Source organism: Thalassotalea nanhaiensis (genome assembly GCF_031583575.1).
Classification (GTDB): Bacteria; Pseudomonadota; Gammaproteobacteria; order Enterobacterales; family Alteromonadaceae; genus Thalassotalea_A; species Thalassotalea_A nanhaiensis.
The window spans coordinates 3,536,658-3,553,948 of sequence record NZ_CP134146.1 but is presented as its reverse complement, the minus strand read 5'-3'; the positions used below and the strand labels follow the sequence as shown (position 1 = coordinate 3,553,948).

Here is a 17,291-nt window from a genome sequence, read left to right as displayed (position 1 = left end):
ACCCCATTTATCTGTATTTATTGAATAAGTTATTCACTGTTAAAAAGTGTGAGTAAAGTACTCGTTATATAAGGATAGATTTAAATGAAAAATATTCATAATTCAGTGTTGAAACAAAGTAAATAATCTGCGAAAGTGGTTTTAAGGATATGTTGGAAAAGGAGTGATGATACAGACGCGCAACAATAAATTTAGCGAGTGATGCTATGTGTAAGTTATTGAAATAAATGAATCTTACGCAACAATGCTCAGTTGAAACAATAGCCAGCTGTAGGACAAATTATGAATGATGAAAGCACTATCTATGTTTTAGACACCAATATTCTTCTCCACGAACCATTTGCATTTTTATCGTTCCAAGAACACGAAGTCGTGATCCCAATGACTGTCTTGGAAGAACTCGATAGTATAAAAGATAGAAACAAAGACGTAAGCCGCGATGCTCGAGTTGCTATAAGAGCACTTGAAGATACATTAAGGGATGCCAGTCCTGAAGAAGTATTAGCCGGCGTACCCTTACCCAACCAAATTGAAACTCAAACCGAACCCGGCACATTAGCCATCTTTAATGACTTTAATTTAGAGCAAAAAGCAGGCTCGCTGTCCGACAATGAAAATGATAATCGTATCATTAATACCGCTCTATACCTGCAAGAAAATCGCGCAGATATGCGTGTTGTGCTGGTTACTAAAGACATTAATATGCGCTTGAAAGCGAAAGGTGCCGGGCTTGCATTTGTTGAAGATTACCGCACTGACCAACTCGTTGATGATATTAAGTTTTTAACTAAGGGTTACCATAAATTTTCTGGCGACTTTTGGCAGCAAGTAACGAATTGCGAAAGTGAAACTGATGGCCGCTATACACAACATATGATGGATAAGTCATTAATCCCTGCTGCCTATATTAATGAATACTTGATTGATGAAGACGAAACTTTTGCTGGCAAAATTATTGGCGTCGATGATGACAAAATGTCCGTTATGGATTTAGGTTATGAACGCCTAATGGGCCGTAATGCCTGGGGGATACACCCGAAAAATATCTATCAAGGCATGGCGATGGACGCGCTACTCGATCCTGATATTGATTTAGTTATTTTAACCGGACCAGCAGGTTGTGGTAAAACCTTATTGGCCTTAGCTTCAGCATTAGAAATGGTTGTTGAAAGAGGCGTTTATGATAAGGTTATTGTAACGCGTTCTACCCCAGAAATTGCTGAGTCTATAGGCTTTTTACCGGGTACAGAAGAAGAGAAAATGGCGCCTTGGTTGGCCGCGATTACCGACTCTTTAGAAGTGTTACATAAACAAGACGAGAGTATGAGTGGCAGCATGAACTACATCATGGAAAAAGCTAATATTCAGTTCAAGTCCGTTAACTTTATGCGCGGTCGAAGCATTCAAAACGCCATTGTATTGCTCGATGAATGTCAAAATTTAACCGCAGCACAACTAAAAACTATTATTACTCGTTGTGGTGAAGGCACTAAGCTGGTTTGTTCTGGTAACCTAGCGCAAATTGATAGTAACTATCTAACTGCTCTTACCTCAGGTTTAACCTTTATTGTTGAACGATTTAAAGATTTTCCGGGCAGTACTACGGTTAATTTAAATGGTGTTGTAAGAAGTTCATTAGCACAGTTTGCCGAAGAGAACTTATAACTTTAGCCTTATAATTGTTTGATTGTCATAAATAAAAACTCCACTTAAAGTGGAGTTTTTTTTGGTTGTGAACATAATTAAAGAACACTTATTAATAAAAGAGCGGTTGTATGACTATAATGCAAAAGTGCTATTGGCTAATAGCAAGCGTTGGTAATATTTTATCGGTTTATTTTTTCCTTACCTCTTCTTCACACATTCCAACAATCTTTTTAGTTCTAACGCTCAGTTATACCGTTATTGGCTATTATGATATCAATTATAGTAAGCACACGTTAAATCGCTTATATCCTGTAGTTGCTTACATTCGATATTTTCTTGAGTCATACCGGGTAGAAATCCAACAATACTTTATCGCCAATGATACCGAAGAAAGGCCGTTCAATCGTGAACAACGATCTTTGGTTTATCAACGCGCGAAGAATGTAAGAGATACCATTGCATTTGGTACGCAAAGAAACGTCCTTGAAGAAAATTATCTTAGTCTCTGGCACTCTATGCACCCTACAGAGGTTGTCGATTCCGCAAAACAGGTTTGCTTTGGTGGCCCAGAGTGTTCTCTGCCGTATAACGCGTCGTATCTAAATATCTCAGCGATGAGCTTTGGCTCATTAAGCGCAAATGCAATAGAGGCGTTAAATTTAGGGGCATTGAAAGCCGGTTGTTTTCACAATACCGGTGAAGGTGGTGCAAGCCCATATCATTTAAAACATGGTGGTGACATCGTCTGGCAAATTGGCTCAGGTTTTTTTGGATGCCGTGATAAGGATGGAAACTTTGATGGTGATAGTTTTGCAAAAATGGCGACGAAATCGCAAATTAAAATGATTGAAATTAAACTGTCACAGGGTGCGAAACCTGGTCACGGCGGGGTATTACCTACGGCTAAAATTACCGATGAAATTGCCCAGATCAGGCAAATACCTAAAGATAAAGATTGTGTCTCCCCTGCAATAAACCCCGAATGTACAACACCAAAAGCACTATTAAATTTTGTGGTGAAATTACGAGAGTTAAGCGGCGGCAAACCTATCGGTTTTAAACTTTGTGTAGGTAACCCTGTTGAGTTTCTCGGCTTGTGTAAGGCGATGATTGAAACGGGAATAAGCCCAGATTTTATCACGGTAGACGGTTCAGAAGGTGGCACGGGGGCAGCGCCGATAGAGTTTAGTAATCGATTAGGAATGGCATGCCTTGAAGGTGTCGGCTTTGTTCATAATGCATTAATTGGTATTGGCATGAGAGAAAACATCAAAATTATTGGCTCTGGCATTACTGCATCAAGTTTTGATTTATTATCAAAAATTGCTTTAGGCGCCGATACTGTAAATGCCGCTCGTACTATGATGATGTCAATCGGTTGTATTCAAACACGTCATTGTAATACCAATGCCTGTCCTACTGGTATCGCCACTCAAGATCCGGTAAGAAGTAAGGCAATAAATATTGCTGAAAAAAGTGAGCGAGTTAAAAACTTCCATCACAATACCCTAGAAAGCTTTTTTGAATTAGTAGGCAGCATGGGGCTTGATGATCCAGCTAAATTGATGCCGCAAATGCTAAAACGTAGAACTCCCTACGGCTTATTAATGTCAACCGGCAGTTTAGTTGGACCGCTTGAGCAAGGTAATTTGTTATCAGAAGAAAAACTGCAGTCACCGTGGAAGGAATGGTGGTTACAAGCAAACAGTGATCATTTTTTTGCCGATGATATATATGTTCTATCACCTGCAGAGCTTAGAATTAAACGTCAAGGTTGAACTTTGATGTTGCAACGAATTGCAGAGAATAATCAGTCTGAAAAGGATTTTTTTCATTCTTTTTTAACAATTATTCTCTAATTACCTAGTTTTATCCTTTACTCTTTTTAAAATATATTGCATGATTCAAACAAGTGTTTTAATTGTTAGTTTGAATTGGCTTTATGAAAACCTAATTCTTCCCAACGATACTAGCAATAACCAACTAAATTATACCGGAGAGCAACGTGGCTGAATATAAAGTACCGTTAAGAGATATGAACTTTGTTTTGTTTGATGTATTCAAAGCGGAACAGTTATGGCAAGACATTCCTGCATTAGCAGAATCTGTAGATAAAGAAACGGCCGATGCCATTTTGCAAGAGTGTGCAAAGATTGCTGAACAAGTTATTGCACCTTTATCTCGTGAAGGCGATGAAGTTGGTGTGAGCTTTGACAATGGTGTAGTAACAACTGCACCGGGTTATAAAGAAGCTTTTAAGACCTATGCTGAAGGTGGCTGGACTGCGTTGGGTGGTGATCCTGAGTACGGCGGAATGGGCATGCCAAAAATGCTGACCGCATTACATGAAGAGATGTTATGTGCTGGCGATATTTCATTTTCACTATACCCAGGTTTAACCGCAGGTGCTGGTTTATCGTTAGTTAAACACGGTAGCGAAGAATTAAAGCAACGTTACTTAACACGTATGTATTCTGGCGAATGGGCTGGTTCTATGTGTTTAACAGAAGCGCATGCAGGTACAGATCTTGGTATTATTCGTACTAAGGCAGTCGCGAATGACAGTGGCTCTTATAACATTACTGGTAGTAAAATATTTATCACCGGTGGTGAGCACGACCTGACAGAAAACATTGTACATTTAGTATTAGCTAAGCTGCCTGATGCACCAGCTGGTGCTCGTGGTATTTCTTTATTTGTAGTACCTAAATTTAAAGTCAATGAAGATGAGTCACTTGGTGAAGCAAATAATGTAACTTGTGGTTCAATTGAACACAAAATGGGTATCCATGCTTCATCTACTTGTGTGATTAACTTTGATGGCGCTGAAGGTTACTTAGTTGGTGAAATAAATAAAGGTTTAGCGTGCATGTTCACTATGATGAACTATGAACGTATTGGTGTAGGTATCCAAGGTTTAGGTGCTGGTGAGCGCTCTTACCAAAATGCACTAGAATACGCAAAAGATCGTATTCAAGGTCGAAGCGCAACTGGTGTTAAAAACCCAGATAAAGCAGCAGACTCTATCATGGTACATGCAGATGTTCGTCGCATGCTATTAAACATGAAGGCCTTAAATGAAGGTAATCGTGCATTAGCAACTTACATTTCTATGCAGTTAGATTTAAGTAAATACGCGACCGGTGAAGTACAACAAAAAGGCGATGCGTTAACGGCATTAATGACACCTTTAGCAAAAGCTTTCTTCACTGATATTGGTTTAGAAAATACCATTGCCGGTCAGCAAGTATTTGGTGGGCATGGCTTTATTCGTGAGTGGGGACAAGAGCAGCTAGTACGCGATACTCGAATCGCACAAATCTATGAAGGTACTAATGGCATCCAGGCGATGGACTTAATTGGTCGTAAAGTTGCGGCTAATAAAGGTCAATTCATGAATATTTTTGTTGAAGAAGTTCGTGAATACATCAGTGCTACATCATCTGCTGAAATGGCTGAATTTATTGCACCGTTAACGGCAGCAATTGACGATTTAGAAACATTGACTGCAGGTATATTGGCTGCTGCGGCAAATGATCAAAATGAATTAGGCTCTGCGGCGACTGATTATCTACATGTATTTGGTTACACTGCTCTTGCATATATGTGGGCAAAAATGGCGGAAGCTTCATTAGATAAAGCTGACAGTGATGATTTTTACAAGAGTAAAGTCTTAACAGCTCGTCATTACTTTGCCCGTTTATTACCACGTCGTATTTCATTAGCTGCAACAGCGTTAAGTGGCGCAGAGCATTTATACAACATTGAAGACGATTTGTTCTAAATAACAATAGCTTATTACTTCTTATAAAAGCACCTTCGGGTGCTTTTTTTACATCAGGGACGATGGAATGTCGACTTGCCATGGACCGTTCCTTCACATCCTATAAACACGGCATTCATTACATCCATGTAAATCATGGCAAATAAGTCGACTCATATCAGAGCATAACTAAGAAACAATTAACCCCGTCATCCCATCACGAGCACTAGCGAGATGTGGGACCTCCTGACGAGTATAGAGCTTAGAATATTTCACGATTAACATTCAGGTTACAATTAAGAACAGTATTTTTGAATAAATTCTATTACCATCAGGTCTATACTGTAATAGGTTGATTTTTAACCTGTACAATTTTGGTTTATTAGGTCGAACATTTATTTATGAATAATGCAGCAAACACAGTTAGTGAATTTTCAACAATTATGATTGTTGAAGATGATAAGGTTTTATCATCTTTGCTTAAATCATATTTAGAAAACTCCGCGCACGTTGTTCATCAAGTGTTCAGGGGCGATCATGCTGCTAGAAGCCAAATAAAAATTCAACCTGATTTGGTTATTCTTGATGTAGGCTTACCAGGAAAAGATGGGTATAAAGTTTGCCACGAACTACGGGCTACTTATAGTGGGCCTATTCTGTTTTTAACTTCCAATAATAGTGAGGCTGAGCATCTAGCCGCATTTAATGTTGGCGGTGATGCATATCTGGTAAAACCGGCAAGTCCTCAGCTTATCTCTGCGAATATTGATGCACTGCTAAGAAGAACCAAAGATCGTAAGCAAGGTAGTAGTCGCCAAAAGCTTACCGTTGGTGAAATATCTGTGACACCAAGCGAGCAGAAGTGTGAAGTCAATGGTGATGAAATTTCATTAAGTGTTTTTGAATTTGAATTATTGTCTTTGCTCATGTTCAATGCAGGCAAAGTACTAACTCGAGATGATATTTATAAATTGCTGTTGGGTCGTGAGTATGATGGCTCAGAGCGTTCGGTTGATGTTCGTTTATCAAGGTTACGTGATAAACTAATTAACCAAGGTGTTGCACAAACTGAAATTAAAACAATTTGGGGTAAAGGCTATTTATTGTCTGCCAATGACTAAATATTTTTACTCGCTTCATTATCTAATGTAATGAGGATCAGCAAACTAATAATTAAAGAAATGATACTCGCCATACTATAGCTAGGTGCAGTTTGTGTTATGAATAACACTTCACAAATTGTCCAAGTACATACCGTTAAACCAAACAGCATTAAAAATAAAGATATCGCATAAGAGTAAGGCGCCGTATTAAAACGCTTGCTTTCTTCTTGCTTGATCTTTTTGAAAAACATCATGATTTTGGCCTTAGCCGTTATTTAAATAATAAAGCGATGGCCGAAGCCATCGCTTAAGTTTGTCATTCTAATCGTTGATTAGAACTTAACAGTTGCTCTTGCAAAGAAGTAGCGACCTAATGTGTCGTACGTGTACGGGTCAGTGTTTGCGTCGTTATTACCTGTGTAGTAAGGCGCTTCTTTATCAAGTACGTTGTTGATACCACCAGAGAACGTTACAGTCTCGTTGAAGTGGTAAGCACCAGTTACGTCATGGTAAACAACACTTGGTGTTGTCGGTGCATAACAAGCTGATGGGTCATCAACACAAGATGCGCTGTCCATACCTGAAATGTAACGTAGCTTGTAGCCAGCATCCCAATCAGAACCACTTACATTAACTGATAAGTTTGATTTGATTTCAGCGTATGAGCCAATACCACCAGTGATCATACCTGCGTAATCTACTGCTTCACCAGTTGCTTCGATTTCGTACTCATTTAAGAACGTAGTATCTAAACCAGTTCTCCAGTCTAAACCTAATGCTTCAAAGTTGTATGCAAAGTTTAAGTCAACACCAGATGTATTTTCTGCACCGATATTTTGTAATCCATTGTCGAAGCTAATACGACCTGAATTATCAATGGCGATGTTTGATGATTGACAAAGTGCAGTGTCGGTATTGATTAATGAACCGTCAGCACCTAAACATTGGTCAGCAACATACTGTGAGTCAACTTTAGTGATCGCATTAGTAATGTCGATTTGGTAGTAATCGGCTGTTACAGAGAAACCGTCTAACCAAGATGGCTCATATACAATACCAACAGTGAACGTATCGGCTTCTTCAGGCGTTAAGTTTTCGTTACCACCAACAGTTACTTCTGCTTGGTCTTGATCAGTTGCTTCGTGAACAACTTTATCAAATGATGGTGAAGCACCACCGTATAACTCATCAACTGATGGCGCACGGAAAGCCGTTGACGCTACAGAGCGGAACATTAACTGTTCGTTAAGTTTCCAAGTTAAACCTAATTTCCAAGTAGAATCGCTACCAAATGTGCTGTAATCAAATGCACGTACCGCAGCACTAATTTCAACATGCTCAGCTAAAGGAGCATCTGACAATACTGGAATAGCAACTTCTAAAAATGCTTCGTTTACATCGTACTCACCAGCTGTTGGCTCAACTTTAGGGTCGTTTGCCATACCTTGTGAAGTTAATGAATCTGGAGTGAACCATGCTTTTTCAGTACGAGTTTCAACACCCGCAGCAAAACCTACATAACCTGCTGGAAGTTCAAACGCTTCACCGGCTAATGATGCAGATAAAACTAACATCTCACTACCACCACTGTTTACTTCAGTGTAAACATAACCCGCAAGGTTTTCTTGTGACCATGCGTCTTGATCTAATGGATTGAAGTTACCTTCTTCAATATCCATTTGAATTTGACCCATGTTGTGTAAGTTAGCTAACTCATCAACTGAATCGTTACGACCAAAGTTAATCGCTGTGTCCCAAGTCCAACCGTTGTCGAACTCACCTTCAAGACCAGCAACAACACGTACAGTATCAACTGTTTGAGAGAACTCACGAGGACCTGTATCTGTCATACGGCGACCGTAAGAGATATCATCACCGTAGTTAATACCGTGCTCTAATAATGAATCACCCATCTCTTCAGTGTATTCAAAATCAAACCATACTGGTTGTGGTGCCATTTGTTGCTCTGACCAACGCTTAGCGTACATAGTTTCAGCGAAGAATGTTGTTGTGTCAGACATCTCATAAGTACCTAAACCTGTGATGTTTAACTTCTTCATTGGTGTGTATAAGTAACTTACTGGGTTGTAGTTGTACTTATCATCGTTGCTGAACTCATGCCAAGAACCATCTGGGTTACCTTGTAGACTCTTATCACCTGACCAAATGTGGCCATTTGGTGTGTAGCTTGAACCACCACAAACTTTTTGTGGTTTACCGTCTGGGCCAGTTACTTCAGTGTAATCACACTTAGTTGCGTCACGGTCAGCCATGCTCGCTTCACCACGGTCCATGTATTGAATACCTAATACAATGTTACCTTTGTCGAATGAAGTACCCATAGTTAAGTCAATGCTTACTTCTTCCGCATCGCCTTCGCCTGAAATTCCACCTTTAGTGTTGATTTCAAAACCTTCAAAGTCTTTCTTAAGGATAATGTTTACAACACCGGCTACAGCATCTGAACCGTAAACCGCAGAAGCACCATCTTTAAGAACTTCAACACGTTGGATCATTGATACAGGGATAGAGTTCAAATCTACAGTTGACGCTGCACCTGTACCTGAGTTGATCATACGACGACCGTTTACAAGTACTAAGGTACGTTGTGAACCTAAACCACGAAGGTTAATGCTAGCGTTACCACCTGACCCGTTGTTAATTCCTGGGTTGGTCATAGCACCACTTGCAGCAGTTGTTTTTTGTAATACTTGGTCAATTGACGTAGCACCTGACGCTAAGATTTCTTTGGCACCAATAATTGTTACTGGGCTGGCAGTTTCCATATCGGCACGTTTAATACGTGAACCGGTTACTTCGATACGTTCTACATCAGCAACGTCTTGTTCTGTAACTTCTGCTTTTGCATTAACAGCAAACATTGCTGTTGAAGCAGTTGCGCTAAACATAATCGCCGATGCGATTGAATTTTTCTTAAACATATATAACTCCTGGGGAAAGTTTAGTGTTGAGCTTATTTTTTGTATGTGCTCGTTACGACTTGGTCACATCTTATGGTGAAAGTGTTATTGAATAGAATGGGGTGTAACAGTTGCGCAAGGTCTGTTAAGTGCATGTTAATCATGCTTGTTTTTGTTGGTAAGTATCTGTTTTGTAAGTGCTTAATATTTAATGTAACTAGGTAATTATTATTAATTATCAAAAATATTTATTGCACATGAACAATCTGTTACAAGTTGATGTTTTCGTGACTATTGATTTAATTCAATAAATACAAGGGGTTAAATGAGTGTTGGTTTATTTTGGAAGATGTTGCAGTTTGTAATGTAACAGTAGTGCTGTTGCAAACTTGCAACACTTAATTGGCGGGATTTTACATTTTGTAAAGAAAAAAGCCCGTAAAACCGAAGTTTTACGGGCTTTTTTAAATAACATAGTAGTTAGTTTTTATCGTATGTTGGTTTGCTGTGGTTCTTTCCAACCGCTTCTGCGATTTCTTTTGGCATGTATTCTTCGTCATGCTTGGCTAATACTTCACTAGCCTCTAACGTCGTAGGGGTCGTTAGAATACCTTGCGCGACAATACCCTGACCTTCACGAAATAGGTCAGGTAATATTCCGTCATAGGTCACTGTGATCATCGGTCCAGTATCAATAAGCTTAAACTCGACATGCAAGCTTTCATTGTCACGTTCAACTGTGCCGGCAACAACTAAACCGCCCACACGAATGCGTTGGCCCACAACAGGTTTAATGCCGCTGTCTTCTTTGCCGTTGACTATTTCTGATGGCGTGTAAAATAAATCAATGTTCTGACTTAGTGCATACAATGTAAAACCTGCAACAATTGCTACACCGGCAACGATGCTTGTTACAATAGTGAGTCTCTTTTTACGACGAGGGTTCATACTACATACCTTCTTTACGACGTTGGGCTGCTTGTTTAAGTTTAGCTTCCCGTTTTAATCGTTGTTTAATTTGTTTAATAATTTGAGTTTCCATTTTAACACTATTAAAGGTTAAAACTATTAGTAATAATGCTGTAAAACCATAAGACAGCCATATGTAAAATCCATAACCGCCCATATTTAAGAATTCGGCAAAAGAATTAAAAACCATTATTTGCTTTCTCCATTAACCAAAGCTTTGACCCAAGGTCGCATTGAGTTGCGGGCAATTATTTCGGCTCTAAATCTTATACAGGCTAAACTAGCCACTAAAAATGCAAAACCAAAAAAGCTAATTGCAAACGGAATTAACATATCTGTAGACATTGAAGGCTTCTCAAGTTTTGATACGGTTGCGCCTTGATGTAATGTATTCCACCACTCCACTGAGTAATGAATGATTGGTAAGTTTATAACACCAACTAACGCTAAGACACTGGCTGCTTTGCCGGCTAACGATTTATCTTCAAAAGCATTTTGCAAAGCAATAACGCCAAGATATAAAAATAATAATATTAATTCAGATGTTAATCTTGCATCCCAAATCCACCATGTGCCCCACATTGGTTTTCCCCATGCCGCACCGGTAAGTAATGCGATAGCGGTAAAGGTTGCGCCAATTGGCGCCAGCGCTGCTATTGAAGTTTCGGCCAACTTTAATTGCCAAACTAACGCACAAAGCGCAGCTATCGCCATACCTAAATAAATGCCCATCGACAGCATTGCCGCAGGAACATGCAAATAAAAGATACGAACACTTTCGCCTTGTTGATAATCCGCTGGTGAAAATGCCAAGCCGATTGTTAGTCCTATTATCAGTAATAAACCACTAATAATGCTAAACCAAGGTATTAGTTTACCGCTAAAATGATAGGATCTTTCAGGGTTTGCATATGGGTGAAGCCATTTCCACATTTTAATTTGTACTCACTTTTAATGCTGAACCGACAGCAAATGGGGCCAAAGTTAATGACCCAAAAAACAACGCTGCTATTATAGCAAGTTGTCCGTTATAAGGTAAATTCATACTCGCAGCATCAATGGCGCTGGTCGCAAAAATTAGTACTGGAATGTATAAAGGCAGTACTAATAAACTGAGTAATACACCACCTTTTTTTAAACCTACGGTTAACGCTACACCTATAGCACCTAATAAACTTAGTACCGGAGTACCTAGCAATAACGTTAACATCAGGGCTACATAACTTTCTTGATGTAGGTTAAGTAATACCCCTAAAAATGGTGCAATGATGATCAGTGGTAACCCGGTGATTAACCAATGAGCCGTTATTTTAGCTAGTACTAAAATAAAGGTTGGGCACGGACTTAATAGCATTTGTTCTAAAGAGCCATCACTATGGTCATTTTTAAATAATCGTTCAAGTGAAAGCAATGTTGATAATAAAGCCGCTACCCAAATAACGCCCGGCGCTATTTTCATCAGAGTGTTGCTCGCTGGTCCAATTCCTAATGGAAATAAGGAAACAACAATAATAAAAAACAATAGTGGGTTTATTATGTCGTCACGGTGGCGAAATGCAATCAGCAAGTCACGCTTTAAAATGGTTATAAATGTTTGGCTGTATGAAATTTGCATATAAATTAAAGCACTCTAAAAAAACTGATGTTCAAGAATGATTTTTTTATAATCACTGCTATTAATGGATAAATCTTGATGGGTAGTTAAAATAACAATGCCACCGTTTTGTGCATGTTTTATAAATAGTTGCTCAAGTTTTTGTACGCCGGCTTTATCTATTGCAGTGAAGGGCTCATCTAAAATCCATATTTTAGCTTGCGTTTGCCATAATCTTGCTAACGCAATTCGTCGATGCTGGCCTGCACTTAAATGTGAGGCGAGGGCATCTTCAAAACCAAGTAAATTTACTTCGTGTAATGTCTGCTCAGCTAAACTGGCGTCTAAACCGTGCAATTTGAAATAAAACTGTAGGTTTTCTTCACTGGTCATTTCACCTTTTACACCGGGTAAATGCCCTAAAAATAGCAAATCCCCATTAAAATCTTCTTGGTAATGTGCAATTTTTTTTGATTTGTAAAGTACATCACCACTATAAGGCTGTGATAATCCGGCGAGTATACGTAATAAGCTTGTTTTACCGGTACCGTTTGCCCCTTCTATTTGGAGAATATCACCGGGCTTAACGTCGAATGTTAATTCATCAAACAATAGTCGGTCTTCTCTTATACAGGTTAACTGCTGAGCTGTTAAAAGGGGTAGGTGCTCGCTTGTCAAAGTTTTGCCTAACAATATTTATTATAATATCTCGATTCTACTTGTTTGTTACTCGAAGTAGAAGATGAATATAGAAATAATTTACATTTTGAAATATTAAGTTACAAGTAATTAATCTGAGTCAATGTTTGTCATAAAATGTCGCTTTTTTATTTTGACATTAAAGGTATAATCAGTTTGAACTAAATTAAATAGCTTTCCTATTAAAGTAGGAGCGGAGTTTTAAATGATCCCTGAAATTGGACACTTTGCACTAATTATCGCAATGGCATTCGCCATTTGTTTGTCTATAGTGCCATTGGTTGGTGTGTACCAAAAAAATCAACGCTTAATTACTTTTGCCAAACCATTAACGTTGGGCATGTTTTCATTTACCACACTAAGTATTGTGCTGTTAGGTTACAGTTTTGTAGTCGATGACTTTTCAGTTGCTTATGTTGCTGGTCATTCAAATTCACACTTGCCCTATTATTTTAAAATTAGTGCCGTATGGGGTGGGCATGAAGGCTCATTGTTGCTTTGGGTTTTTTCATTAACGGCTTGGACAATGGCTGTTGCTTCATTTAGTAAACATGTTGATCAAGCATTTGTATCTCGTGTACTTGCTATTATGGGGATGATTGCCGTTGGTTTTATGGCATTTACGTTATTAACTTCAAACCCATTTGATCGCTTATTACCTAATATTCCTATGGAAGGTCGAGATTTAAATCCGTTATTACAAGACGTTGGCTTAATTATTCACCCGCCAATGTTATATATGGGCTATGTTGGATTCTCTGTAGCGTTTGCTTTTGCTATTGCCGCATTGATGTGTGGCAAAATGGATGCCGCTTGGGCGCGTTGGTCACGCCCTTGGACGATAGGTGCATGGATGTTTCTGACCTTAGGTATTTCATTAGGCAGTTGGTGGGCATACTATGAACTTGGCTGGGGTGGCTGGTGGTTCTGGGATCCAGTAGAAAACGCATCGTTTATGCCTTGGCTTGTTGGCACGGCGTTAATACATTCTTTAGCGGTAACTGAAAAGCGTGGTGCCTTTAGAAACTGGACTGTATTATTAGCAATTTTCACTTTTAGCTTAAGTTTATTAGGTACATTCTTGGTGCGCTCTGGCGTATTAACCTCAGTTCATTCATTTGCTGCAGACCCAACTCGTGGGGCATTCATACTTGTATTGTTAGCAATTGCTGTTGGCTGTTCATTGTTGTTGTACGCAATACGTGGTTCGAACGTAGGCAGTTTTTCGCGCTTCAATTTAGTGTCTCGAGAAACCGCGATTTTAATTTCAAATGTTATTTTAGTTGCAGCTGCTGTTACGGTTCTACTAGGCACTTTGTACCCGTTACTTATTGATGCCTTAGGTATGGGGAAAATCTCTGTAGGTCCTCCGTATTTTAATGCGGTATTTGTACCTATCATGAGTATTTTGTTTGTTTTCATGGGGATTGGGCCACTGATTCGTTGGAAAAAAGCCAAAAAGGGCGAGTTAGCTAAACAGCTTAATGTGATCACTATTTCTGCAATAATCTTTGGTTTAGCATTCCCTGTGCTCTACGCTGGTGAGTTCAACGGTATGGTTGCCTTTGGTATGGCTCTGGCAATGTGGGTAGCACTTGTTGCAGCAAAAGATGTTAAAAACCAAATTCATCTACCAAAAGGTGGTTGGCAACTATCACGTTTGAGTTTAAGTCACTTAGGAATGGCTGTTGCGCATACAGGTATTGCAATTACTATCGTTGGAGTAACGTTAGTATCTACATATGAGTCTGAAACCAATGTGAAAATGGCACCAGGCACTATTGTAGAAGTTGCAGGTTATCAGATAGAGTTTAACGGTGTTACCAATGTTGAAGGGCCAAACTACTCAGCTGAGCAAGGCCAGTTAAATTTATATAAAGATAAAGAGCACATTGCCTTATTGCAACCAGAGCGTCGCAGTTACCGCGTACAAACTATGGGCATGACTGAAGCAGCTATTGATCCAGGTCTATTCCGTGATGTGTACGTAGCCTTAGGTGATCCACTAGTAGGTGATGCTTGGGCGGTACGTGTGCATTACAAGCCTTTTGTTCGTTGGATTTGGCTAGGGTCAATCTTTATGGCTTTAGGTGCTATATTTGCGATGCTGGATAAACGCTATCGTCGTCGTAAAACTGCTGTTGAAAAAAAAGAAGCTGAAAAATCAGCTGCAATTCCAGCAGTTCCAAATGTTGCCGAGGCTTAGTTAATGAAAATATTGATTCGTTTAATACCTTTAGTGCTATTTATTTTATTAGGGGTATTGTTGTATCGCGGTTTATTTTTAAATCCGCAGGCTATGCCGTCGGCTTTAGTAGGAAAAACATTTCCTGAATTTAGTCTTACGCGCTTGAGCAACCAACAGCAAACTCTAAGCAATGCTGATTTTAAGCCCGGCATCAAACTTGTCAATGTTTGGGCTACCTGGTGCCCATCTTGTAAAGTAGAACATCCTTTTTTAGTTAAACTAAGTAAAGATAAACGCTTTAGTTTATACGGTATTAATTACAAAGATAATCGCAGCGATGCAAAAAAATGGCTGAAGTTTTATAAAGATCCATATCAATTTTCAATATTTGATGATGCAGGTCGTTTAGGGCTAAACCTTGGTGTATTTGGTGCGCCTGAAACTTTTGTTGTTGACCATAAAGGTGTGATCAGGAAACGATTTGCTGGTGTACTTGAACCTAGAGTATGGCAACGAGAGTTTTTACCATTAATTAATACCATTGAAACTGAAATGATGCAGGGTAAATAGTATGTCTAAATTGCTACAACTTTTTTCAACAATGACAATATCATGTTTATTAGCTTTCGCTGTGCAGGCGGGCCCTATAGATACTTATACATTTCCAGATGAAGTAACTAAAAAGCGCTTTAATGAATTAACTTATGAACTGAGATGTCCAAAGTGTCAAAATCAAAATTTAGCCGATTCCAACTCGCCAATAGCACAAGATCTTCGTAAAGAAGTATATGACATGCTTATTGATGGTCGTAGCGATGGTGAAATAATGACGTTTATGGTTGAGCGTTATGGTGAGTTTGTATTGTACCGCCCAAGAGTTAGTTCAATAACTTATGCCTTGTGGTTCGGGCCAATCGTATTTGTTTTAATCGGTGGCTTTGTAGTGTTTATGTTCGTTCGTAGAAAAGATGACGAACCAGAGCATTTATCTGAAGAGCAAAAACAACAATTAAAATCAATTTTAAAAGATTAATATCAATTTGATTAGTATTTACTAATTAATATTATGGGAACGTAACAGTTATTATGGCTACACTCTGGATTATCACAGGTTTACTACTTATTGCTGCAGTTGCAATTATTTGGCAGCACTTCTTCAAAAGCTCACTGTACAGCGCTAATCAAAGCAATATGCGTGGTCAAACTAATAAAGACCTTTATCATGAGCACTTAGCTGAACTTGAAAAAGATTTGAGCGAAGGTGGCATAGACCAAGAAAACTTTGATTTTTTAAAAGAAGAGCTTGATCACAGTCTATTGTTAGATATGACTGCAACCGAAAAAGAAGAACAAGCAAAGGATAAGGCTACATCATTTATTTGGCCGGCCGTTATAACCGTGTTCATTGTTGCCTTTTCTGCAACCTATTATCTACAACATGGTGCTTACGAAGCTGTAGAAGTAAGAGCAAGTCAGCCTGCAGATCATCCTCAAGGTGAACAATCTCAAGCTCAAGTTGTTATTGCGCAGCTTAAAAACTTACATAAAGAAGTGCAAGATAATCCTAATAATGCGGATGCCTGGTTCCAAATGGGGCAAATTCTTACCCAAGTTGGTGAATTTGATAGTGCCTTTGTAGCTTTTGGCAAGGTTAACGAAATAGAAGGTGAGCAGGCGGATGTTTTAGCATTGCAAGCTCAGTCTATGTATTACAAAAATAAGCAGCAACGTAACGCGCAAATAGATGAATTACTTGATAAAGCATTATTGATTGACCCTTTCGATGCAACAACATTAATGTTGATTGGTATGGATCATTACTTAAATGAACGTTTCGAGCTGGCTGCGAGTTCATGGCAAAAAATTATTGATAATGGTGGGGCAGGTGCAAATACTCAGCCACTGTTAGATGCAATAAATGAGGCAAACCTCAAAGCAGGTGAATCTGGGCACGAAGGTCATGACCATGAGCATCCTCAAGTAGCTCAATCGGCAGAAGATTCAGCACAACAAGCAAGTGCACCTGTCGCAGGCCCAAGCTTTAAATTAAACGTCAGCTTTTCGACAGATATATTTGCTGAAATCAGCAAAGGGGCAGATAAAACCGTATTTATTTATGCCACGGCTGCAAACGGTCCAAGAATGCCACTTGCGGCAGTAAAATTAAGAGCCAGTGATTTACCTGTATCGGTTACGTTAGATAACAGTAAAGCAATGAGCCCACAAATGAACTTATCATCAACAGATGTTGTAAATGTATATGCTGTAGTTTCACATTCTGGCACACCTGGGATGAAATCGGGCGACTTTAAAGGCGAAATTAGCAACGTGGTATTAAAATCTGCGGTAGAGATGAATATAGTAATCGATACAATCGTGCAATAATAAAGTACTTTAGATAAAGTCA

General features: G+C 39.1%; 15 protein-coding genes. 8 read left to right on the top strand and 7 right to left on the bottom strand.

Annotated features, from left to right (window positions below; translation table 11 throughout):
- Positions 1–282: 282 nt before the first annotated feature.
- From RI845_RS15390 to RI845_RS15375, 4 genes are all read left to right on the top strand, one after another.
- Complete coding sequence (locus RI845_RS15390) at positions 283–1,665, top strand: PhoH family protein (RefSeq protein ID WP_348387056.1); 1,383 nt, start codon at positions 283–285, stop codon at positions 1,663–1,665.
- A gap of 110 nt (positions 1,666–1,775) precedes the next feature.
- Entirely contained in the window at positions 1,776–3,425 is a 1,650-nt protein-coding gene (locus RI845_RS15385; RefSeq protein ID WP_348387055.1) for an FMN-binding glutamate synthase family protein, read from the top strand.
- Between the two features lie 227 nt (positions 3,426–3,652).
- Positions 3,653–5,431, top strand: a complete 1,779-nt coding sequence (locus RI845_RS15380; RefSeq protein ID WP_348387054.1) for an acyl-CoA dehydrogenase C-terminal domain-containing protein — start codon at positions 3,653–3,655, stop codon at positions 5,429–5,431.
- Positions 5,432–5,811: 380 nt separating this feature from the next.
- A complete protein-coding gene (locus RI845_RS15375; protein ID WP_348387053.1) occupies positions 5,812–6,531 on the top strand; it encodes a response regulator transcription factor in 720 nt (239 codons plus the stop codon).
- On the opposite strand, the gene RI845_RS15370 is transcribed toward RI845_RS15375, so the two are convergent.
- From RI845_RS15370 to ccmA, 7 genes are all read right to left on the bottom strand, one after another.
- Entirely contained in the window at positions 6,528–6,767 is a 240-nt protein-coding gene (locus RI845_RS15370; RefSeq protein WP_348387052.1) for a hypothetical protein, read from the bottom strand. The genes RI845_RS15375 and RI845_RS15370 overlap by 4 nt on opposite strands.
- 78 nt (positions 6,768–6,845) lie before the next feature.
- Entirely contained in the window at positions 6,846–9,455 is a 2,610-nt protein-coding gene (locus RI845_RS15365) for a TonB-dependent receptor (RefSeq protein ID WP_348387051.1), read from the bottom strand.
- Between the two features lie 459 nt (positions 9,456–9,914).
- Positions 9,915–10,382, bottom strand: a complete 468-nt coding sequence (gene ccmE / locus RI845_RS15360) for a cytochrome c maturation protein CcmE (RefSeq protein WP_348387050.1) — start codon at positions 10,380–10,382, stop codon at positions 9,915–9,917.
- Position 10,383: 1 nt separating this feature from the next.
- Entirely contained in the window at positions 10,384–10,593 is a 210-nt protein-coding gene (gene ccmD / locus RI845_RS15355) for a heme exporter protein CcmD (protein ID WP_348387049.1), read from the bottom strand.
- Positions 10,593–11,336, bottom strand: a complete 744-nt coding sequence (locus tag RI845_RS15350) for a heme ABC transporter permease (protein ID WP_348387048.1) — start codon at positions 11,334–11,336, stop codon at positions 10,593–10,595. The genes ccmD and RI845_RS15350 overlap by 1 nt, the downstream gene beginning before the upstream one ends.
- A 1-nt stretch (position 11,337) precedes the next feature.
- Entirely contained in the window at positions 11,338–12,018 is a 681-nt protein-coding gene (gene ccmB / locus RI845_RS15345; RefSeq protein ID WP_405054035.1) for a heme exporter protein CcmB, read from the bottom strand.
- Positions 12,019–12,033: 15 nt separating this feature from the next.
- The gene (gene ccmA, locus RI845_RS15340; RefSeq protein ID WP_348387047.1) at positions 12,034–12,675 is read right to left on the bottom strand and encodes a cytochrome c biogenesis heme-transporting ATPase CcmA; all 642 of its coding nucleotides are present in this window, start codon (positions 12,673–12,675) and stop codon (positions 12,034–12,036) included.
- A gap of 226 nt (positions 12,676–12,901) precedes the next feature.
- On the opposite strand from ccmA, the gene RI845_RS15335 reads away from it, so the two are divergent.
- Genes RI845_RS15335 through ccmI form a run of 4 tightly spaced genes read left to right on the top strand, consistent with a single transcriptional unit; the run spans position 12,902 to position 17,269 of the window.
- Positions 12,902–14,902, top strand: a complete 2,001-nt coding sequence (locus tag RI845_RS15335; protein ID WP_348387046.1) for a heme lyase CcmF/NrfE family subunit — start codon at positions 12,902–12,904, stop codon at positions 14,900–14,902.
- Between the two features lie 3 nt (positions 14,903–14,905).
- Positions 14,906–15,454 carry a DsbE family thiol:disulfide interchange protein gene (locus RI845_RS15330; RefSeq protein ID WP_348387045.1) on the top strand — a complete coding sequence of 183 codons (549 nt, stop codon included), beginning with the start codon at positions 14,906–14,908 and terminating at the stop codon, positions 15,452–15,454.
- A 1-nt stretch (position 15,455) separates the two neighbouring features.
- On the top strand, positions 15,456–15,917 hold the full coding sequence (locus tag RI845_RS15325) for a cytochrome c-type biogenesis protein (RefSeq protein ID WP_348387044.1): 462 nt from the start codon (positions 15,456–15,458) through the stop codon (positions 15,915–15,917).
- A 53-nt stretch (positions 15,918–15,970) separates the two neighbouring features.
- Positions 15,971–17,269 (top strand): c-type cytochrome biogenesis protein CcmI, encoded by a 1,299-nt coding sequence (gene ccmI / locus RI845_RS15320; protein ID WP_348387043.1) that lies wholly within the window; start codon positions 15,971–15,973, stop codon positions 17,267–17,269.
- Positions 17,270–17,291: the final 22 nt, after the last annotated feature.